Here is a 24,248-nt window from a genome sequence, read left to right as displayed (position 1 = left end):
ATCGGGCCATTCGACCGCTTGAGCGGCCGGAGGGGGCCGATTCGCCCGCGTCGTCACTGTCGCCTTCACGGAAAGGATGGATGGCGGAATGCACCGACTGGTGCGCAAGACGGACCAATGCCGCATATCGACGCCGTGACGCCCTAAAGATGTCGCATTCAGGATCAATCTAGGGGGATCGAGTGGAACACCCCGCGGCCACCCAGACGTGGCACGGGAAGTGGTTGGGAAGGTGGCCTATGTCACGCAAGATCGTTCATCCGGGACGTGCCCTTGTCCGGCGCCTCGTCCGCTTTGCCGATGACGGCGACGGCAGCATGATCATCCTGTCGCTGTTCCTGCTTGTCCTGATGCTGATGGTCGGGGGCATGGCGGTGGACACGATGCGCTTCGAGAACACGCGCACAAGGCTTCAGGCCACCATTGACCGCGCGGTGCTGGCCGCCGCCAACCTCAACCAGACGCTGCCCGCTGCCGACGTGGTTCGCGACTACCTGACCCGCGCCGGTCTTATCAACGCGCTGGTGGGCGATCCCTCGGTGCAGCAGGGCCTGAACTACAAGGTTGTGAGCGCCCAGACACGGCTGCCCGTCCAGATGTTCTTCATGAACATGATGGGCATCAACCAGATGACCGCGCCTGCCGCCAGCACTGCCGAAGAGCGGGTGACCAACGTCGAGGTCTCGCTGGTGCTCGACATGTCCTCGTCGATGCAGAACAACAACAAACTTTCGAACCTGCGCACGGCGGCCAAATCCTTCGTCTCGACGGTTCTGGCCAACAACGCGCCCGGCAGCCAGGGCCTGACGACGATTTCGATCGTGCCCTATTCGGCGGTGGTTAACATCGGGCCCGACATGGCAGCCTATTACCCGCTGAGTTCTCAGCACGACATGTCGTATTGCCCGCTGATCGGCGCCAATGAGGTCACCGACACCTGGATCGACACCGCGATCACGCGGAACCGCGTGTCCGATTTCGACTACGGCGCCGAAACCAACACCAACGCGAGCCCGATCCAGCGTCCGTGGTGCTTCAAGCCCACCGAAAACGCGATCACCATCGATTCGTCTAACGAATCCAGCTTGCGCACGAAAATCCAGAACCTCGTCAGCTTCGGCAACACCGCCATCGACCTTGGCGTGAAGTGGGGCGTCTCGCTGCTTGACCCGCGTTCGCAGCCGATGGTCACCGGCCTGATTGGCGCTGGCAAGGTCGAGGCGGCCTCTGCCGGGCGGCCCTTCTCTTTCACCGCACCAGACACGCTGAAGGTGCTGGTGGTGATGACTGACGGTGAGAACACGCAGGAATATGATCTGGCGGAACCCTACAAGTCGGGGCTCTCGACGATCTGGGTGAACAAGGCCCATTCCAGCGACACGCTGGGCGGCACCAGCAACAACCGCTTCTCGATCCTGGTCAGCGACAACAACACGCCCAACAACTTCACCGACGACACGTTCTTCTGGCTGGGCCAGTCGTATTACAACCGGATCCACAATTATCCGCAGGGTTTTCCTGACTATACCAAGCTGAACGGCGAGTCCGCCCAGCCCGGGCAGGGGATCGACTATTCCTCGACGGTGCGGCACCTCAGCTGGCAGGACGTCTATTCGAACTGGGTGCGCACCGTCATCTATTCGAACTTCTTTTACGAGCCCTATCGCTACGGCTACATCAGCTACAACACCTATGTCGCCACCTACTATGCGCTTGAAACGGTGATGGATTCGACGCCCGCCGACAACCGCCTTTCGGCCACCTGCGACGCGGCCAAGGCCAAGGGTATCGTGATCTATACCGTTGCTTTCGAGGCCAGCTCGCACGGCAAGTCCACGCTGCTGGACTGCGCAAGTTCGCCCAGTCACTACTTTGACGTGCAAGGCACAAACATCAGCGTTGCCTTCGCGGCCATCGCCAGCGACATCGCCAAGCTGAAGCTGACCCAATGATCCGCACCGCCCTCCGTTCCCTGTCCCGGCTCTGGCGCCGCGAAGACGGCACCGCCACGATCGAGTTCGTGCTGGTCTTCCCGGCCTTCATGGTGCTTTTCGTTTCGGCGGTCGAACTGGGGCTGTTGCAGACCCGGCAGGCGATGCTGGAGCGTGGCCTTGACATGGCCGTGCGCGAGATTCGCCTGAATACCAAGACCTCGTTTAGCTCATATGACATCAAGCGGATGATCTGCAGCGGCGCGGGCATCCTGCCCGACTGCGTGAACACGATGAAGCTGGAGATGCGCCGCGTCGACCTGCGCAACTGGTCCGACATCCCGTCAACACCAGACTGCGTCGATGTCTCCGAACCCTTTTCGCCGATGGTCAAGTTCCAGAACGGGCAGGAAAACCAGTTGATGGTTCTCCGCGTCTGCTCGCTGTTCAAACCGCTGCTGCCGGGTATGGGTCTGGGCTATCAGGTCCACAAGGAAAGTGGCGGGATGTACGCCCTCGTTTCGATGTCTGCCTTCGTGATGGAGCCGTTGTGATGTTTGCGCGTCTTCTCCACAACCTGATCGCCCGCCTGCGCGACGACGAGGGTGGCAGCATTGCCGTCGAGGCGATCCTGATGTTCCCGGTGCTGGCGTGGTGCTACATGGCCACCTACATCTGGTTTGATGCCTATCGCACCCAGACGACGGTGCTGAAATCGGCCTATACCGTCTCGGACATGCTGAGCCGCGAAACCCAGCCAATCACCAATACCTATCTGGATTCGGTGTGGAAGGTGCAAAAGATGCTGGCCCATGCGGGTCGCAATCCCAAGATGCGGATCACCGAGATCGAGCGCAATTACAACGACAACACCTCGGACCCGAACGATTCCCGCGTTTTCAACGTGGTCTGGTCGCAGACGCGGGGCGGCGCGCCGGTCCTGACCGATACCCGCCTGAAGGAATTGCGCGACCAGATCCCGACGATGCCGCCGGGCGAAAAGGCGATCCTGGTCGAGACATGGTCGCCCTACGAGCCGATCATGTCGGTGGGGCTTAACGCGATGGTGTTCCAGAACTTCATCATTACCCGCCCGCGCTTTGCCTCGCAGTTGTGCTGGAGCAGCAAGAACAGCAACTGGAGCCCCAGCGACCTGACCTGTTAGGTCCGCGCAGCGGCGTCGCGTTCGATCAGCATCAGCCCGATCGTCTCGGCCATGTGCTTGGCCAGATGCGGGGGCAACATGCCACCCACCCCGACGCGACGGCCCATCCGCCACCAGATACCCGGCACCCAGACGCGCGGACCCGGCTCTTTCATCATCAGGAGAAAGCCGTTGGGCGGCTTCATCGCGAAGGCTCCCCGCTCGACCCGGTCGATGGCATCGATCCGCGCCAACACCCGGCCTTCGCCGTCGCGCAATTCAGTGTCGGTCAGCACCAGCATCAGCCATGTCAGGCGGCGCAGCCGTTCGCCGGCCCAGATCGCCATGGCGCCACCGGTGACCAGCGCCGCACGTACGGCGGCCGGCGCGGCCTCGACCACACCGAACCAGATCAGCAGCGCGCCCAGTACCATCAGGACCGTCCACGCAAAGACCCGGCGAAACGGCGAGGGCGCCGCGCGCATGATGATGCCGTCGGCATCGGGATCAGGTGAAAGTCTGGTCATCGGCGTCTCCATCGTCCGCGCCCTATCCCGGCCCGACGGCCTTGACCAGCCTCAGCGTAGCGGCACCACCTCGTAACCCGGCTCTTCCGGCTCGTCGTCGATCATCTCGGCGGGAAAGCCAGGGGCGAGGATGCTGAGGCCTGTCGCCTCTTCCAACCGCTCGACAATGCGGTCGGACTGGGCACGCGGGCCATAGCGCCGGATACCATCCTCGAAGATCGAGACCATCAGCGGGCTGATCTCCAGCGGCACGTCGGCCTCTTCGGCGATATGCTGGAAAAGGCCGATATCCTTCTTCACCAGGTCCATCGTGAAGTTGATGTCGCGGCAGCCGTTCAGGATCATCTGGCTTTCGGTTTCGTGGACGAAGGAAGTGCCGGAGGAAATCTTGATCGCCTCATAGGTGGTGGCAAGGTCCATCCCCGCGGCCTTCATCGTGACCATCGCCTCGATGCAGGTCAGCAGGTTCGCGGTGGCCAGGTAGTTCGTCATCACCTTCAGCGTGCTGGCCGTACCCAGCGGCCCGGTATGCAGGATGCGCCGGCCCAGCACCTTCAAAAGCGGAAAGACCGCGTCGAAGGTCTCGCGCGTGCCGCCCATGAAAATGCTGATATTGCCGGTCGCCGCGCGATGGCACCCGCCCGAGACCGGGCATTCCGCGGCCATGCCGCCGCGCGCGATCACCTCGGCGCCAAGACGGGCCACCTCGTCGGCGTCGGTGGTGGACATCTCCATCCAGATCTTGCCCGGCTTCACCTCGGGCAACATCAGTTCGACCACCGCAGCGCAGGCGGCGGGCGAGGGCAGGCAGGTGATGACCACGTCGCAGTCGCGCATCATCGCTGCCGGGCTGCCACCGTCGCGGGCGCCAAGCGCCACCATCTCCGCAACCGCCGCCGCGTCGAGGTCATGCACCGACAGGTCGAACCCGTTGCGCCGCACGCTTCCCGCCAGCTTGGCGCCGACATTTCCCAATCCGATGAACCCGACCTTCATGGCAATTCCTCCCTGCCGTTTGCGCGCGACCCTTGCGCGGCGCCCTGATGCCCGTCTGGCCCCAATGCGACATGCCTGCTTCGCGGATGCACCATGGCTGTGCGGGGCCGCGCGTGGCAAGTGCGCAAGGCACGCCCTATCTTCGCCACCAAAGAGGAGTTGCACCCATGTCCATTCGCCCCACGCTGGAAACCCGCCGCGCCATGCCCACGATGGAGGGCGCGGGCGTCCGCCTGCACCGCGCCTTCGGCTTTCAGGACCCGACCGAGCTGGACCCGTTCCTGCTCTTCGACGATTTCCGCGGCGACCGGCCCGACGATTACATCCGCGGTTTCCCGTGGCACCCCCATCGCGGGATCGAGACGATCACCTACGTCCTGAACGGCACGGTCGAGCATGGCGACAGCCTTGGCAATTCGGGGAAGCTTGGCGCGGGCGACGTGCAGTGGATGACCGCCGGGTCGGGCATCCTGCACCAGGAGATGCCCAAGGGAAACATCGCCGGGCAAATGCACGGATTCCAGCTTTGGGCGAACCTGCCTTCCGGCCTGAAGATGACCGCGCCGCGCTACCAGGACGTCAAGGGCAAGGACATTCCCGAGGTGGTCGATGGTGACGGCACGCGGGTTAAGATCATCGTCGGCAGCTTCTGGGGCCAGACCGGCCCCGTCGATGGCATCGCCGCCGATCCGCAATACCTCGACATCTTCGTGCCGGCGGGCGTGAAAAAGACCTTCAAGGTCGACACCTACCGTCGCGCTTTCGCTTATGTCTTTCAGGGCGCAGGCAAATTTGCCGACGCCTCGCGCCCGCATGGTGTGCTGCTGGAAAAGGAAGTGATGGGCGAAGAGGTGAACATCCGCGACATGTCGGGCAACCGCACGCTGATCCGCTTTGGCACCGGCGACGAGGTGACGGTGCAGGCCGGGCCCGAGGGCATCCGCTTTCTGTTGATCTCGGGCGCGCCGATCGAGGAACCCGTCGCGTGGCACGGACCGATCGTCATGAACACGCAGGACGAGTTGCGGCAGGCGATCCGCGAACTGAACAACGGCACCTTCATCCGGCCCGCGCACTAGCTGCGGCTTGCCGCCCCTCGCAGCGCGGCATAGGCTGGTGGGGCGACCCTGCCGCTGCCCGGACCCGCCGATGCCCCGCCGCCCTGCCCTGCTTGCAACTGCCCTTGCCCTCGCGCTGGGCCTGACCGGCTGCGCGGCGCCGCCCCGGACGATGTCGGCCAGTTCGGCCGCGGCCGAGGCGGCGCCTTTCCCCGCGCTCGTCCCGCTTGATCCGCTGCTGGTCGCGGCGGGCCAGCCACGCAACACCCCGCCCGTCGCCGCACCCGACCTTTCGGCACCGATCCTCGCGCGCGTCTCGGCCTTGCGCGCGCGGGCGGCATCGCTTCGCGCGCCTGCCATAGATGCGGCCACGCTGGCGCGCATCCGTGCAGGCATCGACACCACCGCGTTGCAGTAGCGCCGCCTTCGCGGTAACAGCCTCGGGCACGCCTTTCAGCACACGGGAACGCCTTGCCATGACCAGCCCCCTTCGCCTTGGAATCGCCGGTCTGGGCACGGTCGGCTCGGGCGTGGTGCGCATCGTGCAGACCCATGCCGACCTGCTGGCCGCCCGCGCGGGTCGTCCGGTCACGATCAGCGCCGTCAGCGCGCGCACGCGCGACAAGGACCGCGGCGTGCCGCTGGACGCCTATGAATGGGAAGATGACGCGGTGGCACTGGCACGGCGTGACGATGTCGACGTGCTGGTCGAACTGATGGGCGGTTCGGACGGGCCGGCCAAGGCCGCGACCGAGGCGGCACTGGCCGCGGGCAAGGACGTGGTGACCGCGAACAAGGCGCTGCTGGCGATCCATGGCCAGGCGCTAGCCGAGGCGGCCGAGGCGCAGGGCCGCGTGATCCGCTTCGAGGCGGCCGTCGCCGGCGGCATCCCGGTGATCAAGGCGCTGACCGAGGGGCTGGCGGGCAACGCGATGACCCGCGTCATGGGCGTGATGAACGGCACCTGCAATTACATCCTGACGCGGATGGAGAATGCCGGCCTGACCTATGCCGAGGCCTTCGCCGAGGCCGACGGGCTGGGTTACCTCGAGGCCGACCCCGAGCTGGACGTGGGCGGCATCGACGCGGGCCACAAGCTGGCACTGCTGGCCGCTATCGCCTTCGGCACGCAGGTGGATTTCGGCGCGGTGGAACTGGAAGGGATCGGCGCGATCACCATCGACGACATCGTGCAGGCCGCCGACATGGGCTACAAGATCAAGCTTCTGGGTGTCGCACAGATGACCGGGCGCGGACTGGAACAGCGGATGTCGCCCTGCCTTGTCCCCGACACCTCGCCGCTGGGGCAGCTTCAGGGCGGCACCAACATGGTGGTGCTGGAGGGCGACGCGGTGGGCCAGATCGTGCTGCGCGGCGCGGGCGCGGGCAGCGGGCCCACCGCCAGCGCCGTGATGGGCGATGTCATCGACCTTGCCCGCGGCGTGCGGATGCCCACCTTCGGCCAGCCCGCGACCAGCCTGCGCAAGGCCCGCGCCGCCCGCGCGGCAGTGCCAGCGCCCTACTACCTGCGGATGCAACTGGTCGACAAACCCGGCGCACTGGCCAAGGTCGCCCGCGTGCTGGGCGAGGCGGGCATCAGCATCGACCGGATGCGGCAGTACGGCCATCAGGACACCAGCGCGCCGGTGCTGATCGTCACCCACAAGACCACCCGCGGCGCGCTGGACGAGGCGCTGGCCGCCTTTGCCGCGACGGGCGTGGTCGAAGGTGCTCCCGTGGCAATCCGGATCGAGGCGGTCTGAGCGACAGCTTGACAGCGGCCAGCCCGATATGACCCCCTGACGCCGTTACCTGCGCAAGGGGGATGACGATGATCGACCATACAGGGCTGAGCGTCAGCGATTTCGATGCGGCCAAAACGTTCTACGACGGCGCGCTGGCGCCGCTGGGCATCCGGCATACGGTGACGCTGCCGGCGGAGATCACTGGCGGCGTCAAGGTGGGCGGCTGGGGGCGCGAGGGCCCGGCCTTCTGGCTGCACGAGGGCGCCGCGCAGACCCCGCCGGTGCACGTGGCCTTCACAGCCGGCTCGCGCGCCGAGGTGGCGGCGTTCCATGCCGCCGGGCTGAAGGCCGGCGGGCGCGACAATGGCGCGCCGGGCCTGCGGCCGCACTACCATCCCAACTACTACGGCGCCTTCCTGCTAGACCCTGATGGCAACAACATCGAGGCAGTCTGCCACCTGCCGGAATAGGCCCGCCGGTGCCCTAACGCCCCGTCGACGCATACCAGCCCCGCGTCGCCGGGCAGGCCGCCAGCGCCCGCTGGTAGCCGGGCCGGGCATGTAGCCGGTCGAGGTAGGACCGCACGGACGGGCCAAAGGGATAGGCCGCGCTGTAATGGGCATGGTCAAGCGCGTAGGCCACCGAGATGTCGGCGGCGGTAAAGGCCGCGCCGGCCATGTAGGGCGCGGCGGCCAGCTGCCGCTCGACCAGCTTCAGCCGGCTGTCGAACTGGTATTTCGTGTGCCGGGCCGTGGGGTTGTCGCGCTGGCCTTCGGGCAGGCGCAGCGCGTTCGACCAGAAATAACCTGCCTGCCCCAGCCCGGCCTCGCCCAGCAGCAGGAACTGCTTGTAGGCGGGGAAGGCCGCGTCCTCGGGCGCGGGCATCAGCGGCGTGGGCCCGTGGCGGGCCATCAGATATTCCATGATCGCGATGGATTCGACCATCGTGACCGCGCCATCGACCAGCGCCGGGATGAAGCCCGCGGGGTTGAGCGCCATGAACGCGGTATCCTGCGTCACGTCGGCCAGCAGGTCGACATCGCGCAGCCGGTAGGGCAAGCCCATTTCCTCCAGCAGCCAGACCACCCGAAGGCCCCGCCCCTCGCCGTAAACCGTGATCATCGCCGCGCCCCTGCCGTTGCCGGATCACTCAACTGCGCTCCCGCGTCGCAGGCAAGCGCCCTGGGGGCGCGATGTTAGCGACGAAACCCCGGTTCGCGCGCCTTGCGGCTGTCATGATCGGCAGGGTAGGCATGGCGTGACCTCAGACAAGGAAACGCCCGATGTCCCACCCCGCCGATTTCAACGACCGCATGCTGTCGCTGGGCCTTGCCCGCGTGTCCGAGGCCGCGGCTATCGCCTGCGCCCGCCTGATCGGGCGCGGCGACGAGAAGGCCGCCGACCAGGCCGCGGTGGACGCGATGCGCACCCAGCTCAACAAGCTCGACATCAAGGGTGTCGTGGTGATCGGCGAGGGCGAGCGCGACGAGGCGCCGATGCTTTATATCGGCGAGGAGGTGGGCACCGGCGATGGCCCCGCGGTTGACATCGCGCTGGACCCGCTGGAAGGCACCACGCTGACCGCCAAGGACATGCCCAACGCGCTGGCCGTCATCGCGATGGGCCCGCGCGGCTCGATGCTGCACGCGCCGGATGTCTACATGGACAAGCTGGCAATCGGGCCGGGGTTCCGCCGCGGCGTGGTGACGCTGGACATGAGCCCGTCCGAGCGCGTCTCGGCGCTCGCCGCGGCCAAGGGATGCTCGACCCAGGACATCACCGTCTGCGTGCTGGAACGCCCGCGCCACGAGGCGATGATTGCCGAGATCCGCGCAACCGGGGCGGCGATCCGGCTGATCACGGATGGCGACGTGGCCGGCGTGATGCATTGCGCGGACCCCATCCTGACCGGCATCGACATGTACATGGGCGCGGGCGGCGCGCCCGAGGGCGTGCTGGCGGCCGCCGCGCTGAAATGCATGGGCGGGCAGATGTTTGGCAAGCTGCTGTTTCGCAACGACGACGAGAAGGGCCGCGCGCGCAAGGCCGGCATCACCAACTTCGACAGGGTCTATACCCGTGACGACCTTGTGACGGGCGACGTGATCTTTGCCGCAACCGGCGTGACCGACGGCAGTCTGCTTCCGGGGATCAAGCGCGAGGTGGGCTATGTCACGGCCGAGACGATCCTGATGCGCTCGAAAACCGGATCTGTCCGGCGGATGAGCTACCGCAATCCGATGCCCTGAGCGGGGGGCCGGCCCCTGACGGGGCCGGCTGCCTCCGGCGGGGAGTATTTGGGGCCAGAAGAAGGAGAACCCGCGCGCAATGACGGGGACGGACCGCGCCTTTCTGAATGTCGAGCAAAGTCTGGGCGGGCGGCGCTGGGTGGGCCCCGGCGCGGAGGCTGAACGGCTGGCCGCGGCGATGGCGCAGCAGGTTGGCCTGCCGCCCGCGCTTTGTGCCGTGCTGGCCGCGCGCGGCGTGGCGCCCGAGGCATCGGGCGCGTGGCTGGCGCCGACGCTGCGCGAATTGCTGCCCGACCCGCGGTCGCTGCGCGACATGGAAGTGGCGGCCGGGCGGCTGCTGCGCGCGGTCGAGCAAGGTCAGCGCATCGCGATCTTCGCCGATTACGACGTGGACGGCGGCGCCTCGGCCGCGCTGCTGATCGTCTGGCTGAGGGCAATGGTGCGGGAGGCGACGCTTTATATTCCCGACAGGATTGACGAAGGTTACGGACCCAACCCGCCCGCGATGGCGGCACTGGCCCAAGCGCACGACTTGATCGTCTGCGTCGACTGCGGCACGCTGAGCCACGCGGCGATTGCCGCGGCGAAGGGCGCCGACGTGCTGGTGCTGGACCATCACCTGGGCGGCGAGACGCTGCCACCGGCGCTGGCCGTGGTGAACCCGAACCGGCAGGACGAAAGCGGCGACCTTGGCCACCTGTGCGCGGCGGGGGTCGTGTTCCTGGCGCTGGTCGAGGCGAACCGCCAGATGCGCGGCGCGGGGCAGAGTGGACCTGATCTGATGGATCTGCTTGACCTTGTTGCGCTGGCCACCGTGGCGGATGTCGCGCCGTTGATCGGGGTCAACCGTGCCTTCGTGCGGCAGGGGCTGGCGGTGATGGCGCGGCGGCAACGGCCCGGGCTGGTGGCGCTTTCGGATGTCGCGGGGATGGCGAGCGCGCCAACTGCTTATCACCTTGGCTTTCTGCTGGGGCCGCGGGTGAACGCCGGCGGGCGCGTGGGGCGGGCCGATCTGGGCGCGCGGCTGCTGGCCACGCCCGACCCGGCCGAGGCGGGCGCGCTGGCCGCCCGGCTGGACGAGCTGAATACCGAGCGGCGCGAGATCGAGGCGCAGGTGCGCGCAGTGGCACTGGAACAGGCCGAGGCGCGCGGGCTGGAGGGGCCGCTGGTCTGGGCCGCGGGAGAAGGCTGGCACCCCGGCGTGATCGGCATCGTTGCCGGCAGGCTGAAGGAGACCACGCACCGCCCGGCCGTGGTGATCGGGCTGGACGGCGACGAGGGCAAGGGGTCGGCCCGGTCGGTTCCGGGCGTCGATCTTGGCGCGGCCGTCCAGCGGCTCGCGGCCGAAGGGCTGTTGGTCAAGGGTGGTGGCCACCGGATGGCCGCGGGCCTGACGGTGAAGCGAGACATGGTCGAACCCGCGATGGCGCGTCTGGCCGAGCTGCTGGCGCAGCAGGGTGCCGGCGCAGGCGGCCGACCCGATCTGCGCATCGATGCCGCCCTTATGCCGGGGGCCGCGACACCCGAACTGATCGAGCAGGTCGAGGCGGCCGGGCCCTTTGGCGCAGCCGCGCCCGCGCCGCGCTTTGCATTCCCGGACCTTGCCATTACAGACGCGCGCATCGTGGGGTCCGGCCACCTCAAGCTGCGGCTTTCGGACGGCCATGGCGGGCGGCTGGAGGCGATCGGCTTTGGCGCGATGGATGGCCCGCTTGGCCCTGCGTTGATGGCCCATGGCGGCGCCCGCTTCCATCTTGCCGGCCATGTCGAGGTGAATGACTGGCAGGGCCGGCGCCGCGTGCAACTGCGCCTTGACGATGCCGCGCCGGCGGGCTGAGCGTAACGCAGGATTCTTGCACCTGCCCGCGAAAACCCCCTTGCCCTCGCCCCGGCCTTTGCCTAAGAGACCTCCACCTTCTGTGGCCCGTTCGTCTATCGGTTAGGACGTCAGGTTTTCAACCTGAAAAGAGGGGTTCGACTCCCCTACGGGCTGCCATTTCTTCCGCTAAGCTATTGTTATTCATTGCCTTTTCCTGCCTTTCTGTCCAACGGATCGGGAAAGTTGGACACGTTGGAGAGCTTGGCGAACCCTGAATCCGCCAGCTTGGCGCGGTTCGCCTTCTTCGTGTAAACGTCCGCCTGCTTTGTGTCGGCGTGTGCGAGGTATGACGCGATTTCCCAATTCGAGGCACCGGCATCGGCGAGGCGGGTCGCGCCGGCCTTGCGCAGACCATGCAGCGAACCCGGCACGCCTGCCTCTCTGCACCGGTCTCGGAACCAGTTTCCCAGCGTCTCGGGCTTGTATGGCTTCCCGTCGCCGTGCGTGAGGAATAGCAGCCGCCCGGACGGGATCAGCGCAAGTTCGGCCGCCAGGTCGGGCAGGATCGGCAGATCGGCCGCGACGCTCGTCTTGCCACGCTTGTAGGCAATCCGGCCGGCGCTGACGTGCTGCCAGCCGACGCGGCACAGGTCTTGCCGCGCCATGCCCGTGTTCAGGGCCAACAGCACCGCCAGTCGCGCCGTCGATCCGGCACCGTGGCGGGCTAGGAAACGGTCAACCTCTGCATCGGTCCAGGTGTGGTAGCCGTCCGGATTGACCTTCATGCGCTCGGCAAATTTTGCCGGGTTCGGGCCGATGTATCCCAGCTTCTTTGCCGCGAAATTGAACAGCATCGACATGTTTTTCTTGACGGTGTTCGCCGCGGTCGGGCCGGCCTTCTTGGCCATGAGGGCTTCGACGTGCCGCACCTCAAGGCGGGCGAAATGATACTTGCCAGCAGTCTCGCGCAACCAGTCCAGTTCGCCCCGGATGCTGCGCTTGCGAGACGGCGACAAATTGGCAAATTTCAGGCTGCCCAGGTATTGCTCGATCAGCCATGCCACCGTGTCAGGTTCGGCCGTCGAGCGCGGCGCCCTCGCACCCTCCAAGGCCGCCTCATAGGCCGCCAGAAACTCGGGGCCGCCATACGGGCCGGGCAGGTTACACCGGAAATCGCCGGCCTCGAAACGCCAGTAAACGCGGCCCTTGACCACGTTCTTGCGGACGCCGGGGAATCGGTTGCGCCGCCTCATTTGAGCAGCTCGTCGGGATCGGGACCGGCCTGCTTCTCGTCCAGCTTTCCGGCGATGATCGTAACCTTGCCTCCCGGCTGCACCTCCACGCGCCACTCGGCAATTCCAGCCGCCCGCATCGCCTTGGCGTAGCGGGTCAGGTCGGATTGCTTCAATGCGGCGCGCGGCTGGGCCATCAGTCGTCGGCCTCCATTTCGGCGCGAACCGCGTCGGTCACGCGGTCGATCAGGATCACTGAGGCAACAGAAAAATCCAGATCGGCCAGCGTTTCCAAACTGGCACGCAGGTGCACGCCGGCGGGCGTCTTCACGGCGAATCGCGGACGCTCGCCGCTCGCGGTCACGTTCCGATCGGTGGGCACCTTGACGTTGAGCGCGGAAGCCACCCACGGCGCGACTACGGTCGCCGCGCGCCATGCGTCAGGCAGGTCGAAGGCCGCGCGGGCCAGGTTAATCATGACGCGCGCGGCGATCAGGTCGAAGTCGGAAAAATCAACCCGGCCGTTCACCGCAGCGCCACCAAGCGATACGCCGCGGCGGCGCCAGTCTCGGAGGTTGTCTTGCGAAACCCCCAGTCGTTCGGCAAAATTAGCGGAATTCATGTAATCGTCCTTCGTCGTGATTGATTTCTCACAGACATAGCGTGAGAGGCGCAACACGTCAACCGGGATTGTTCCGCGCCAGACTGACCGCGCTCATCCGGCTACCCGGTCAAGGTCGGCCAGCAACTTCTCGCTGAGCGACTTGGCGATCATGATCAGCGACGTTGTGGCGCTTCTGACCTTGATTTCGTCCTGCGCGCAGTTGTCCATAAAATCTACGGCGAACAACATCTCATTGAGGTGGACGGCCTGCATGCGGATGTCTTCGAGAAGCTCAAGCGCGTCGGCGGGAATGTCATGCGGGTTCGTCATTGTGTAGTCCTTGCTTATGTTTCATAACATCGTTACGATACGACATGGCCCTGAAACGGTCAAGCTATTTCAGAACGTGGTTACGATATGAACGCAACGCAATGCAAAATGGCCCGCGCGGCAACTGGCCTAGGTGTCCGCGATCTTGCGCAACTGGCGGGCGTTTCACCCGATACAGTCGCTAGGTTTGAGCGCGGCGAAAACTTGCGAGAAGCGACCGTCGCCGCGATCCGCGCCGCCCTTGAAGGGGCGGGCGTCGTCTTCACGCCCGAAAACGGCAACGGTCCCGGCGTCGCCCTCCGAAAGAAGTAGGGGCCGGCCCTTTTTCGGACCGGCCCCCGGCGGCGCTGCGCTGCAACCCGCCCGCCGCCCGCGCCACGCCGGTAGGAAGCCAGCCGCGCCTTGTCGGTGTTGTAACGGCACTTCCCGACTTGCCGGGGCGCTTCGGGCGGCAGATGAGCCCAGGGCGCGCCCTGCCCGTCTCAGGCGGCGTGGTCGCCCTCGCCCCAATTCACCAGCGTTAGCAGTTTGTTAAGCGCCTCGCCCTCGATCCCGGCCGCCTTCGCGTCCGACATCGCCGTGATGAGCGCCCCCAGCGCCCGCGCTCGGCCGCCGACATCAAAAGCTTGAAGCGGGCGCAGCGTGTCAACCATCACCTCGCCGCCCAGCTTGGCGCTGGCCTCTTCCGCGATGCGCATGGCAATCGGTTGGAGGGCCCACGTCGCAAGGTGTCTTTGCGCTTCTCTCACCATAGGCCCTGTAGTGGCCGGATTAAGAAGCGCCGGCAGGACGCCGAACACCCCGCAAATCGAATCTCGCGCCCCGGCAAGGTGCTCTCTTGTCAGCGACTTCGAGAGGTCGGGGGACAGGTCGCGCGGTTGCCAATCCTGCATCGGCGCCGGGCCGCCGGCCGCCGAGACTTGGACGGATTCGCGCAGGATCACGCGCCCCCGGCTGCCCCGGAACGCCCGGCCGAGGCGCTCTTTCTCAGGTTCCGTCGCCTCCGGGTAGGGCACGATCTGGCTGCCAAGCGGCGCGTCCGCGTAGACTTCGGCGAGCGCGGCCTCGATCGCCTGCAACATGCCGGCCGTCAGTTGCGCGCGGCGCAGCGGCGCCGTGCCGGTCCATGGCGCCGTCGCGTCGCTGCCGTGCCGAAAGTGAAGCACCTCGGCCGCAAGGGCCGTCTGCGACCGGCCGCCGCCGGCGTCGGACAAGCTCAGGCGATACGCGCGCGGCACGCCGTCGCGGGTCGAAACCTCCCAGTCGGACACCGGCACCAGGCCCGTTTCTCGGATCAGGAACACCGCCTCGCCCCGCAGGGCCAGCCCGCGTGCGGCAATCGCCATCGCGGCGCGGGTCAGCAGGTCGGTGCCCTGCACATCGGCAAGGGCTAGGCCGCTTTCCCACAAGCCCACACATGTCTGCACCGCCCCGGTCAGCTCGCCCACGCCCGCGGCGCCGGCGATGTAGCTTTCGCGCGCCGCCATGATTGCCGCAGTGTAACCGGTCCCGCTGGCCCGAGTTTCGTTTTTTTGCTTGCGAAATGGCCACATCACTGAGCCCTCCGATAGCGGCGCAGCAGGTCTGCCGCGCCGGATTGTTGCAGCGCCCGCGCCGCCCACATTGGCGCCCGCGTCCCGCTGGCCTCGATCTCTCCGACCTTTCCGGTGAACGAGTTTGACCCCGCTTTGCCCTGCATCATGCCGAAATCGCCGATCGCGGCAGAATACTCGGCCAGCCGCCGGAACGCCTCCAGGACCGCGGCCGGAACGGTCCCGCCGCCGACGCTGGCGGTGACGCGATACCAGCTATCGTCCGCGAAATCGTAGCCGCCCACCGGCGAAGCCTCGGGCGTGACCGCGCTCCAGGCGCCGTCGGCCCAAACCTCGACAGTCGCCACCGTCGCGGGCGTCAGGGGCGGCGCCCAAAGCCCCGCGCCCTCGACCACCCAGACCACATCGCGCGCCGTCCAACGCGTCGTGATATAGGCTTCGATCCGCGCCCAGATTGCGTCAGGATCGAGCGCCGCCGCAGCCGTGGACAGGCCCGCCGGCGGGTCAGGATAGGCGATCGGAGCCGCCTCGGTTTCACTGATTGTCGTCGTCATGTCAGGCCCTCCATCGCGTGAGAGATCGCCGCAAGCCCTCGGCCGGATCGGGCGGCAGGATCAGGCCGCCGCGTTCCTCAACCGTGGTGTCTTTGTAGGCCGGCACCGTCACCATGCTGAATTCATAGAGAAGCGCCTCGAATATCGTCCGGATCAGTGCCATCCCCTCGGACGGCGGTTCTTCGGTCGTCACCTCGGCCTTGGGCGCCACCCTCTCGGGCGGGATGCGAAATCCCGGCGAAATTCCCCCGATCAGACCGGCAACAAAACCCGCGAAGAAATCTTGGACATACTGAGCGCCTTGCAGCTCTGGCGTGATCGTCGCGTCGAAAATAACCGCGTCGGCCGCGTCGTGAATTTCCAGCGTCCCGGCGCTGCGCGACGCCAACGGTTTGCCGTAGTCGTGCCCGATCAGGAGATGAATATCCTGATCCGGTTGATTGATGCGCCACGCGAAAGCATGAGGCGCGAATTCTTCCTTACGCGGCCGGCCGGTGCGGCCCCCATCGCTCAGGATTGCCCTTTTTTTATAGGGAAATTTCCCGCGAAGGCGGCGCGATCCGTCGCGGGCCTTCCGGCGGAGTTCCAACTCTCCGATCGCGCCGCCTTGCTCCATCACGCCACCTGAAGCCCAGTGATGAGCTGGAGCTGAGCCGGCCGCGAGACGGTCACGTCCATCGTCGCCAGCGCGGTCAGCCGCAGGCCCCCCGACGCCGCGTCCGAATAGGGGTCGCGGATCATGTCGATCGCGCCCCACGTCCCGACGAAGATCGGCGGCACGCCGCCGGCCGTGGTCGTCAGCAATGCCGATGCCGCGGCGGGCGAGCCGGTCGGCGCGGCAAGGGCGTTCGCGCTCATGGTCACGTTGCCCGCGACCACCGCCTTGATAAGCCGATCCCACTCCCACGTTGTCGAGCTGCCGGAAGCGATCGTGCCGTCGAGGTAGTCCCAAATCTCCGGCCGGATCAGCACCCGCACTTCGGCCGGCGAGCTTGCCGCCGATGCGATCATGAACCTCACGAACGCCGCCCGGAACGCCGAATAGCTCGCCGCGGCGTCGAAGGCAGTCGACGTGATGCCGTAGGTCGCCGCGCCGGCGACCACGCCCAAAGGCTCGCCCGAGCTGCCCGAACCGAGGAAAATCGCCCTGTCGAGCGCCTCGCCGATCGCGCCGTTCATGTCCCGGCGAATGGCCGCCTCCAGCGCGCTGCCCGTTTGCTTCATCGCCTTGCGCGTGACCTTCATCGTGATGCCCAGCGTCTGCTCGGGCTTCAAGGGCCGATCGGTCGTCGCGTAGACGCTCGGGCCGGCCACGCTCGCCGTCTCGCCATCGGCCCAACCGGCCGCTACGCTCGAAGTCGTCACCGGCCATTCGACCGCGCCGGAATCGATCGCGATCATCTGCGCGCCCATGCGGGACGCCGCCGACTGGGCGAAAAGGCGATCGATGATCGGCCGCGTGCCGATCGGGTCAGGCGTGCCACTGGCGACGGTCTCGCCGGCCCGGCGTTCCAGCGCGGCCCACGGGACCGGGATACCCCGGAACCCGCCGGCGGCGCGCAGTTCCTGCACGATTTCCGCGGTCTTGCCGTCGAGCTGCCGGCCCTCGTCCAGGGCAAGCGCGACCTGGCGCAGTTCGAAGCCGGCCATCATCTCGGCCCATTCCTTGTCGCTTCGCGTTTCCAGCTCGTCGCCGGCCTCGCGCCGCTCCTGATCCTCAGCGATCAGGGCGCCCCGATACCGGGTTTCGTTCGACCGGAATTCCCGGTCGAGCTCCTCGATCTTGCGCACCTCGTCTTCGGTCGCGCTCTCTTTTCCGACCAGGGCCGCAAGGCTCTGGCGGATTTCCGACTGACGCCGGGCGATCTTCACACTTTCGAGCATTCGTTCATCCTTTCTGCTCAATTACGGCCCATTCGGACCAGTTGCCGCCAGGCCTGCCGGGCGGGATTTGGTTGCCCCAGGCCGATCTCGATCCGCGTCTTTCGCGAATGACACCGCCCGCATAGGCATTGGAGATTTGACAGGGAAAAGCTGAGGTCCGGCCGATCGCGGACGGGCAGGATGTGATCCACTTCCAGCCGGCGGCGCTCGCCGCACTGGACGCATTGCCAGCCGTCGCGGTCCAGCGCCTGCATCCGCAGCGCCTTCCAGCGAGGCGATTTCGTGACGCGCCGTGAGTGCGCGGCGTAGTCCTTGCGACTCACAGCCATGCCAGCCCCCCGCCCGCCCGCGCCGGGCGGGCCGTCACGCGGGCGCCCTCGGCCACCGCCAGAACGGTTGCCGCCGCCGCGTCGATCCGGCCCAGCGATCGTGCCTTCGCCAATTTCAGGTTGTTCGCCGGGTCGCGAAGGCAAACCGCGTCCGCGAATGCGGACCGCAACAGCAGCGACGGCGCCGAAAGAACCTTGCCGTCAAAGACCGCGCGCCGGAACCTTTCCAAGTCCTCGCCGCCATCGCGGAATCCCATGCCGCGCCAGACGATCGGACACCGAACCCCGGCCCGGTCCATCGCCTCGCCAAGTTCGGCCTGCTTGTATCGGTCAGCCACCAGCGCCGTAATCTGCTCGCCTTCGACGTGGCGCAGAATCTCGCCCAGCCAAGCCGCGACTGGCACCGTTGCCGCGCCCAGCGTTGTGAGCTCGCCCCGTTCGCTCATTTCGGAATATCGGCTTCCGACGCCATCAGCTTGCCCACGGTCGAGAAGTCCCGGTTGCGAGGGGAACCACCCGCGCGCCTCGACTCGGCCGGTCACGGGCCAGTAGAACGCCGCTGCGGTCATGCTGGCACTGCCGCCAAGGTCGATCCCGATCACAACCCCGCCTTGGCGCGGTGGCAAGGCGTCAACTTCGCAGGACAGCCATTCGTCTACGGTCAGCAAAACGTCGCGCGTTTCCGCCGAAACGCGTTCGTTGCGGTTGTAGAGCCGGAAGCTCGTCAGCGTCGATCCACCCCGCGCAATCGCCCGCCGCGCCTGCCCTTGCAGCCATTCCAGGTTAGAGCCGATCCCGAATTCGGCGCCGGGGTTCGCCTCTTTCAGACTGGCAATATCGTCCGCAGGCAGGCCGGGCGCGGGCCGGTGTTCCTGTCGGTAGACGCCCGGCTGATCCTGATCGAGCCAAACGGAAAACGGATGCGCGTCATCGGCTGCGCTGGTCGAGATGATCAGCGCCCGCCCGCCGCGCTTGCCCATGCCCGAGAGAAGGGCATGTTCGAGGGCGTCGCCCTGATCCTTGGCCCAATGTCCCCGCTCGTCCATCAGGACCAGCGTCGGCGCGGACCCGAGCGCCGTCTTGCCATCGGCCGCAATCGCCCTGATCACGTGCCCGCCGCCGTCGCCCTCGAATTCGATCTCCAGCCGGGGCGAGCGCCGCACCGTGAATTGTTCCTGCTCGGCCTCGGCCAGCCCGCGAATGAAGCCGACGACGAAATCGAAGGCAATCCGCGCCTGATCCCGCGTCCGCGCTGCGATCAGGATTTCCCGCCGAGGCTGCGCGTCCCATTTCCCCATCACCGCGCCCAAGGCGACCCCGGCCGACAGCGCCGTCTTGGCATTGCCGCGCCCGATCGACAGGACGGCGACGTTCACGCCATCCGCCAGCGCGCCCCGGACGAACCGCTTTTGAAACGGCGCCAGCTTCATCAGCTCGCCGGCCTTCGGCCCCTCGGGAATGCGAAGCCGGGACAAAAAGTTCAGCGCCTTGGTTGAAGCCTTGCCGGTCATGCCGCCGCCTCCGTGCCGCGCAGCGCGAAAGGGAAAGCGCCCCCCCCGAACCCCCCCCTCAAAAAACGCCGGGGCATTGGGACCAAACCCAGCGCCCGGCCAGATCGGGCAAGGTGTGCACCCTCCCCCCGTGCAACGGGGGGGTGCAACACCCTAGGGGTATAAGGGGTATGTCGCGCACCCCCGTTGCACGGGGGGTTGCACCGGGGGTTGCACCCTAGTTGCACCTTACTCATTCTCACCTCCACGGCCGATATGCGAGCGTGCCTTAGCGCCCGATCCGTGCGTCTTGATCACGATCCGGCCGGCCGCGAAGAGCCTCTCCATAGCCGCCGCAAGGGCCCGCTTGGTAAGCCCCTCGGCCTCGTCGTCGCGCGCGAAAACTGCCGGGGCGTAGGTCGGGCCGGGATTGTGAGAGACGTGCCGGCCGCTCGCCTCGCGGGCGTCCAGCAGCGCCAGAAACACCCGATCGGCCTTCGCGTTCGCGGCTGCCCGATCAAGGCTTGTCTCGGGCGCGGAAGGCACGAAAAGGCCGCCGCACCACGACAGCGACATCTCGCCGGCGGCGCGCCCGTAGTTCGCCTTCATGGTGCGCAGCACGCGGGCGTCCGGGTCTGGCTCGATCACCTCGGCCCCGTCCTGCCGCGTGATTCGCTTGAGGTACAGGCGGGACCGGACGGCGTTGTTCCACGCGGTGTTCCCCGAGTAGCCCGCGCCGTTGTCCATTGCCGACTTGGACGGATGCGCGAGCAACAGAACGGCGCAGCGGGCGCGCAGGGCCACGCCCTTGATCAGGTCAACGAAATGCGTCGTCTGCGCGCGGTCGTTCTCGTCGCCGGGATAAAAATTCGCGAGCGTGTCCAGCACCACCAGGCGCGCCCCCTCGGCCGCCGCCTCGATCTCGGCCAGCAGGGCAGTAGGCTTGAAGCCCGTGCGGCCCTTCTCGGCCAGCAGCGCGCCCTCACCGACCAGCGAACGGAACACAAGCCGAGGCATGTCGCCAAGGCCCATGCCAAGCCCCAGCGCGATGCCATGCAAGCGGCGATGCACCTCGTCCGCGTCATCCTCGGCCGACACGACCACGGCCCGGCCCGCGCGCACCGGCTGGCCAAGCCATTCGGCGCCGGTCGCCACGGCAACGGCCATTTGAAGCGCCAGCAGCGACTTGCCCGTCCCGCCGTCGCCGGTCAGTAGGGTCACGTTACGATCGGGCACAAGGCCCTCGATCAGCCAGCGCCGATCGGGCACCGGCACGCCGGCAAGATCGGCCGCAGAGCGCCACGGCGACGGCGCCACAGGCTCGGGCGTGCCCCGCAGGTTCGCCACCCAGGCCCGCGCGCGGTCCTCGTCGAGGTAATCGTCATCGTCGCGCATGGCCATCGCCAGCGCCACGAATTCCGCAGGCGCCCAGATGAGCCGCTCCATGCCCTCGCACAGCACGTCGCCCGAAAACTCGACCTGCACGCGGTGCGGCCGATGATCGGGCCACATGACAAGCTCGCCCTCGGTTTCGTCGGAGAAAATCATCCGGTCGCCGGGCCACGTCGCCAGCGCCGACCACTGGCCGGGCGCGTGCTGCACCGTGTCGGGCAGGCCCAGGGCCGGGAACCAGGCGTCGATCGCCTCGGGCCGGGACAGCGAAAGGTCGGAAAGGTCGAACCCGCGATGATCAAGCATTGCCATGACCATCCCCCCGCGCTACAATGGCGCAGGTGTTTTCAGCAGACACAAATCCAGCCCCGGTCGCGCCCGCCAGCGCACCGGGGTTTTTCACGCCGCAGGGGCGCGGAAGTGTTGGACAAAAGCGAAAATTCCGCTTTCGTTTCAATGGGGGGTTAAGCCCAGTTGGACGGGCTAGTTCGTTGATTTTGCTTGAAAATGTGACAACCCTACGGGCTGCCACGTTTCCCCTGTTTCACCGTCAATACCGCGTCAGCGGGATCCGCAGGCTGACCGACAGCACCTGATCGGTATTATGGAAGGTCAGGCCTTGAACCGGTGTCGAGGCGCCGCCGCCGGCGACAACGTCGGTGCCGCCTTGGGCGGTGCCGAAATCATAATAGCGATAGGCGATTTCAAGGATCACTGGCGGCTTGCCCGGTGGGGTCAATTGCATCGACACGCCTGCGCCCAGTGATCAGGCGAAAGATGACGTTGTCGCGCCGGAAAAGGTGCGATCGTCGCGTGGCGCGGTAAAATTGGTGCGGGTCCAGTCGTCGACGGCGTTGCTGGCAAAGCCGACGCCGCCCACGAGGAAGGGCTGCACCCGGGCGCTGCTGCCGCGCTGTTCCAGCGGCGAATAGAACAGGCTTGCCATCACGGCAGTGGTGTGGACTGCGCCACCGGTGATGTCGGCATGGGGGCCGGGCGTGGACGGGTCGGTATAGGACCAGGGGCCTGCCAGGCCGGACTTGCCGGTCATGACAAGGCCCACGTCGGCGCGAAACCCGTTCATCCAGTCATGGCCCAGCGCAATGCTGCCAAAGCCGGGATGACCGTCGCCCAGATCGAACACGACCTTCGGGTCGGTGGGGTAGTTGGGCGGCAGCCAGTAAGCATCGCCGAAGCTGGCCATCGCAGCGCCCAGTTCGACGCGCGCATAGGGGCCGTAGGTCACGCTGGCGGGGTTGCCACCAAGGATTGGCGCGCCATCGGCACTTGCAGCGACGGGGAGCATGCACGAGCCCGAAAGGGCTGCGACAACAGCGATGCCGGGAAGGAATTTCATTGCGTAACCTCGCTGCTGATATGAACGGAACAGGATATTTGCGTTCCGTGATACGAATCGGCGGGCGATCTGGCAACGTGCTCGTTTCTTGGGCGAATCGGGCCGTTGCAGCCTCGCCACTTTCGTGATGACGCCGGCCCCGCCACGAAGGCAGGGCCGGCGCCGTTGCTAATCGTCAGATCAGCCGTGACCGGCGAGGATCGCGATGCGGATCTTCTCGGCCTCGATGGCAAGGGCCACGGCGGCCGCGCCGGTGACGGGCGTGCCAAGGATCGTGGTCACGGCCGTCACGGTGTCGGGCGAGATCGGTACAGTCTTGTCCGAGGCGGTGCCAAGGAACACGGCCTGCAGCAGGTCGGTATTGTTGCTGATGCCCGGCACGGTGTTAAGAACGGAGCTGCCGTCCAGCGCGTCCTTTAGCAGGGCAAGGTTCTGCAACGGCGAGTCGATGTAGCTGACCGTGTCGAACGCGGTCGACAACTGCATGATCATGTCGTCTTCGCTGAGGCTGTAAAACGACGCCATCTCGGGCGTGAGCGAGGCAAGCGCCTCTTCATAAGCCCGGTCGAGCACCGCGCCGGGCGAACGGGCCACGTTCAGCCGACCCAGTTCGACCTCGGGGATGCCCTCCTGCGCCCAGATCGGCTTGCCGCCGCCATTGTCGCCTTGCGCGCCGGCCTGCGGACCCTTGCCATCGCTGTCCTCGCCGGGGCCGCCCTGACCGGCCATCGGGCCCTTGCCACCCTCCTCGCTGCCGCTATCGGAGTGCTCTTCGCCGCCTTTATTGGCACCCTGGTTGCCGTTATTGCCCTGGTTGACACCGCCGCCGGTGCCACCCTGGCCGTTGGTGGCGCCCTGGTTGCCATTGCCTTGGGTCTGGGCCTGAACAGGACCGGCGCCGAGCGACCATGCGCTTAGCGCCACGCCCGTGCCGAGCGCGACGCTGAGCGCGATGGCAGAGGCGACGAGTCGGGTACGGCGGGATTTGGTTTGGATCGTCATGACGACTCCCTCACTGGTTAAACGAACACGAATCAAAATTAGGGCTGCCGACGGCGGCCAACGTTGACGTATGTCAAATTACGAATATTTTAAAGCCCGGCCTGGCGGGCCCCTCGCGGCATGTCACCCGGCCGCTTCGCGCAGCACCTCGGCCACTTGCTGTAACTGCGGGGCAAGCGGATTAGTCTTGCGCCAAACCATGCCAATAGTGCGGCTGGGCTCGGGCGCGGGAAAGCGCGCCGTGGCCACCGGGGCCGATCGGGTTTCCACCGCCACGGCCATTTCCGGGATCAACGTCACCCCGATGCCCGCACCCACCATCTGCACCAGCGTCGAGAGAGAGCTGCCATCCAACAATTCCCGCGGTGCACTGGCGTGAAGGTTGCAGAACGACAGGGCCTGGTCGCGAAAGCAATGCCCCTCTTCCAGCAAGAGCAGCCGCATTTCGCGCAACGACTCGCGGTCAGGCACAGGCAGGTTGGCCTCGGCCAATGGACGCACCAGAAGGAAGTTCTCGGAAAAAAGCGGCATCTCTGTCAGCCATGGCTCGGATACCGGCAGCGCGACGATGGCGGTGTCGAGGCGCCCCTCGTCCAGCTCGCGGATCAGCCTCGGCGTCAGGGTTTCGCGCACGTGAATGTCCAGATCGGCATGGCTGCGCATCAATCGCCCAAGAAAGCCCGGCAGCAGGTAGGGCGCGATGGTGGGGATCACCCCGAGCCGCAGCCGTCCGGCCAGCTGCCCCTGCGCGGCACGGGCCAGATCCTCCAGCTCGTCCACCGCGCGCAGGATATCGCGCGCCCGCTCAAGGAATTCGGACCCGAAGGGGCTGAGGCTGACACCGCGCGCGCCGCGTTCGAACAACGCCGCACCCAGCCGCTCCTCAAGGTCGCGGACCTGCATCGACAGCGCCGGTTGCGAGATTGCGCAAGTCTCCGCCGCCCGGCCGAAATGGCCATGTTGGGCCAGTGCCTCGACATAACGCAACTGCTTGAGGGTCAGGCTCATGATAAGGTGAGCTTATCGTCTCGATCAGTAGATTCAACTTAAAC

General features: G+C 66.6%; 28 protein-coding genes and 1 tRNA gene. 11 read left to right on the top strand and 18 right to left on the bottom strand.

Annotation, left to right across the window (positions count from 1 at the left end):
• The first annotated feature begins 239 nt into the window (after positions 1-239).
• Genes GC146_RS02660 through GC146_RS02650 form a run of 3 tightly spaced genes read left to right on the top strand, consistent with a single transcriptional unit; the run spans position 240 to position 3,096 of the window.
• On the top strand, positions 240-1,952 hold the full coding sequence (locus tag GC146_RS02660) for a Tad domain-containing protein (protein WP_291833995.1): 1,713 nt from the start codon (positions 240-242) through the stop codon (positions 1,950-1,952).
• On the top strand, positions 1,949-2,485 hold the full coding sequence (locus tag GC146_RS02655; protein ID WP_291833993.1) for a TadE/TadG family type IV pilus assembly protein: 537 nt from the start codon (positions 1,949-1,951) through the stop codon (positions 2,483-2,485). The genes GC146_RS02660 and GC146_RS02655 overlap by 4 nt, the downstream gene beginning before the upstream one ends.
• Positions 2,485-3,096 carry a hypothetical protein gene (locus GC146_RS02650; RefSeq protein ID WP_291833992.1) on the top strand — a complete coding sequence of 204 codons (612 nt, stop codon included), beginning with the start codon at positions 2,485-2,487 and terminating at the stop codon, positions 3,094-3,096. Before GC146_RS02655 ends, GC146_RS02650 begins: the two co-directional genes overlap by 1 nt.
• Here GC146_RS02650 and GC146_RS02645 read toward each other — a convergent pair.
• Positions 3,093-3,602 (bottom strand): hypothetical protein, encoded by a 510-nt coding sequence (locus GC146_RS02645; RefSeq protein WP_291833990.1) that lies wholly within the window; start codon positions 3,600-3,602, stop codon positions 3,093-3,095. The two genes, GC146_RS02650 and GC146_RS02645, sit on opposite strands and share 4 nt — an antisense overlap.
• A gap of 51 nt (positions 3,603-3,653) precedes the next feature.
• Positions 3,654-4,598, bottom strand: coding sequence for an NAD(P)-dependent oxidoreductase (locus GC146_RS02640; RefSeq protein WP_291833987.1), 945 nt, complete (start codon positions 4,596-4,598; stop codon positions 3,654-3,656).
• Between the two features lie 167 nt (positions 4,599-4,765).
• Here GC146_RS02640 and GC146_RS02635 point away from each other — a divergent pair, with 167 nt between their 5' ends.
• The 4 genes from GC146_RS02635 (at position 4,766) to GC146_RS02620 (ending at position 7,871) form a co-directional block, all read left to right on the top strand.
• The gene (locus tag GC146_RS02635) at positions 4,766-5,677 is read left to right on the top strand and encodes a pirin family protein (RefSeq protein ID WP_291833984.1); all 912 of its coding nucleotides are present in this window, start codon (positions 4,766-4,768) and stop codon (positions 5,675-5,677) included.
• Between the two features lie 70 nt (positions 5,678-5,747).
• On the top strand, positions 5,748-6,074 hold the full coding sequence (locus GC146_RS02630) for a hypothetical protein (protein WP_291833980.1): 327 nt from the start codon (positions 5,748-5,750) through the stop codon (positions 6,072-6,074).
• 58 nt (positions 6,075-6,132) lie between these two features.
• Positions 6,133-7,419, top strand: coding sequence for a homoserine dehydrogenase (locus GC146_RS02625; protein ID WP_291833978.1), 1,287 nt, complete (start codon positions 6,133-6,135; stop codon positions 7,417-7,419).
• Positions 7,420-7,487: 68 nt separating this feature from the next.
• On the top strand, positions 7,488-7,871 hold the full coding sequence (locus GC146_RS02620) for a VOC family protein (protein WP_291833975.1): 384 nt from the start codon (positions 7,488-7,490) through the stop codon (positions 7,869-7,871).
• A 13-nt stretch (positions 7,872-7,884) separates the two neighbouring features.
• Here GC146_RS02620 and GC146_RS02615 read toward each other — a convergent pair whose 3' ends face one another.
• Positions 7,885-8,523, bottom strand: a complete 639-nt coding sequence (locus tag GC146_RS02615) for a glutathione S-transferase family protein (RefSeq protein WP_291833972.1) — start codon at positions 8,521-8,523, stop codon at positions 7,885-7,887.
• Positions 8,524-8,684: 161 nt separating this feature from the next.
• Here GC146_RS02615 and glpX point away from each other — a divergent pair, with 161 nt between their 5' ends.
• The 3 genes from glpX (at position 8,685) to GC146_RS02600 (ending at position 11,646) form a co-directional block, all read left to right on the top strand.
• The gene (glpX, locus tag GC146_RS02610; RefSeq protein ID WP_291833971.1) at positions 8,685-9,650 is read left to right on the top strand and encodes a class II fructose-bisphosphatase; all 966 of its coding nucleotides are present in this window, start codon (positions 8,685-8,687) and stop codon (positions 9,648-9,650) included.
• A gap of 79 nt (positions 9,651-9,729) precedes the next feature.
• A complete protein-coding gene (gene recJ / locus GC146_RS02605; protein ID WP_291833967.1) occupies positions 9,730-11,487 on the top strand; it encodes a single-stranded-DNA-specific exonuclease RecJ in 1,758 nt (585 codons plus the stop codon).
• A gap of 84 nt (positions 11,488-11,571) precedes the next feature.
• Positions 11,572-11,646 (top strand) — tRNA-Glu (locus GC146_RS02600).
• Positions 11,647-11,666: 20 nt separating this feature from the next.
• Here GC146_RS02600 and GC146_RS02595 read toward each other — a convergent pair.
• The 4 genes from GC146_RS02595 to GC146_RS02580 all read right to left on the bottom strand — a co-directional run bounded on the left by GC146_RS02595 (position 11,667) and on the right by GC146_RS02580 (position 13,635).
• Complete coding sequence (locus GC146_RS02595; RefSeq protein WP_291833965.1) at positions 11,667-12,683, bottom strand: tyrosine-type recombinase/integrase; 1,017 nt, start codon at positions 12,681-12,683, stop codon at positions 11,667-11,669.
• Between the two features lie 35 nt (positions 12,684-12,718).
• Positions 12,719-12,898, bottom strand: a complete 180-nt coding sequence (locus GC146_RS02590; protein WP_291833963.1) for a hypothetical protein — start codon at positions 12,896-12,898, stop codon at positions 12,719-12,721.
• Positions 12,898-13,323: a MerR family transcriptional regulator gene (locus GC146_RS02585; RefSeq protein ID WP_291833960.1), complete on the bottom strand. Its 426-nt coding sequence runs from the start codon at positions 13,321-13,323 to the stop codon at positions 12,898-12,900. Before GC146_RS02585 ends, GC146_RS02590 begins: the two co-directional genes overlap by 1 nt.
• Before the next feature lie 93 nt (positions 13,324-13,416).
• Positions 13,417-13,635 carry a hypothetical protein gene (locus GC146_RS02580; RefSeq protein WP_291833958.1) on the bottom strand — a complete coding sequence of 73 codons (219 nt, stop codon included), beginning with the start codon at positions 13,633-13,635 and terminating at the stop codon, positions 13,417-13,419.
• A gap of 87 nt (positions 13,636-13,722) precedes the next feature.
• Between GC146_RS02580 and GC146_RS02575 the strand changes: the two genes are divergently transcribed.
• On the top strand, positions 13,723-13,947 hold the full coding sequence (locus tag GC146_RS02575) for a helix-turn-helix transcriptional regulator (RefSeq protein ID WP_363240941.1): 225 nt from the start codon (positions 13,723-13,725) through the stop codon (positions 13,945-13,947).
• Between the two features lie 170 nt (positions 13,948-14,117).
• Here GC146_RS02575 and GC146_RS02570 read toward each other — a convergent pair whose 3' ends face one another.
• From GC146_RS02570 to GC146_RS02520, 11 genes are all read right to left on the bottom strand, one after another.
• Entirely contained in the window at positions 14,118-15,122 is a 1,005-nt protein-coding gene (locus tag GC146_RS02570) for a phage portal protein (protein WP_291833950.1), read from the bottom strand.
• Positions 15,123-15,187: 65 nt separating this feature from the next.
• Positions 15,188-15,742 carry a hypothetical protein gene (locus GC146_RS02565; RefSeq protein WP_291833947.1) on the bottom strand — a complete coding sequence of 185 codons (555 nt, stop codon included), beginning with the start codon at positions 15,740-15,742 and terminating at the stop codon, positions 15,188-15,190.
• 1 nt (position 15,743) lies between these two features.
• Positions 15,744-16,358, bottom strand: a complete 615-nt coding sequence (locus GC146_RS02560) for an HK97 family phage prohead protease (RefSeq protein ID WP_291833944.1) — start codon at positions 16,356-16,358, stop codon at positions 15,744-15,746.
• The gene (locus GC146_RS02555; protein ID WP_291833942.1) at positions 16,358-17,626 is read right to left on the bottom strand and encodes a phage major capsid protein; all 1,269 of its coding nucleotides are present in this window, start codon (positions 17,624-17,626) and stop codon (positions 16,358-16,360) included. Before GC146_RS02555 ends, GC146_RS02560 begins: the two co-directional genes overlap by 1 nt.
• A 17-nt stretch (positions 17,627-17,643) precedes the next feature.
• Positions 17,644-17,880: an HNH endonuclease signature motif containing protein gene (locus GC146_RS02550; protein ID WP_291833939.1), complete on the bottom strand. Its 237-nt coding sequence runs from the start codon at positions 17,878-17,880 to the stop codon at positions 17,644-17,646.
• A gap of 65 nt (positions 17,881-17,945) precedes the next feature.
• Positions 17,946-19,466 carry a terminase large subunit gene (locus GC146_RS02545; protein WP_291833936.1) on the bottom strand — a complete coding sequence of 507 codons (1,521 nt, stop codon included), beginning with the start codon at positions 19,464-19,466 and terminating at the stop codon, positions 17,946-17,948.
• 228 nt (positions 19,467-19,694) lie between these two features.
• Positions 19,695-21,149, bottom strand: a complete 1,455-nt coding sequence (locus tag GC146_RS02540) for an AAA family ATPase (protein ID WP_291833933.1) — start codon at positions 21,147-21,149, stop codon at positions 19,695-19,697.
• 238 nt (positions 21,150-21,387) lie between these two features.
• Complete coding sequence (locus GC146_RS02535) at positions 21,388-21,582, bottom strand: hypothetical protein (RefSeq protein WP_291833930.1); 195 nt, start codon at positions 21,580-21,582, stop codon at positions 21,388-21,390.
• A gap of 21 nt (positions 21,583-21,603) precedes the next feature.
• Complete coding sequence (locus tag GC146_RS02530; RefSeq protein WP_291833926.1) at positions 21,604-22,194, bottom strand: hypothetical protein; 591 nt, start codon at positions 22,192-22,194, stop codon at positions 21,604-21,606.
• A gap of 180 nt (positions 22,195-22,374) precedes the next feature.
• Positions 22,375-23,196 carry a hypothetical protein gene (locus GC146_RS02525; RefSeq protein ID WP_291833923.1) on the bottom strand — a complete coding sequence of 274 codons (822 nt, stop codon included), beginning with the start codon at positions 23,194-23,196 and terminating at the stop codon, positions 22,375-22,377.
• A gap of 123 nt (positions 23,197-23,319) precedes the next feature.
• Positions 23,320-24,207, bottom strand: coding sequence for a hydrogen peroxide-inducible genes activator (locus tag GC146_RS02520; protein ID WP_291835713.1), 888 nt, complete (start codon positions 24,205-24,207; stop codon positions 23,320-23,322).
• Positions 24,208-24,248: the final 41 nt, after the last annotated feature.

Source organism: Limimaricola sp., from assembly GCF_016125575.1.
In the GTDB taxonomy this organism is placed as follows: domain Bacteria; phylum Pseudomonadota; class Alphaproteobacteria; order Rhodobacterales; family Rhodobacteraceae; genus WGLM01.
This window is presented reverse-complemented; position numbering and strand designations above follow the sequence as displayed.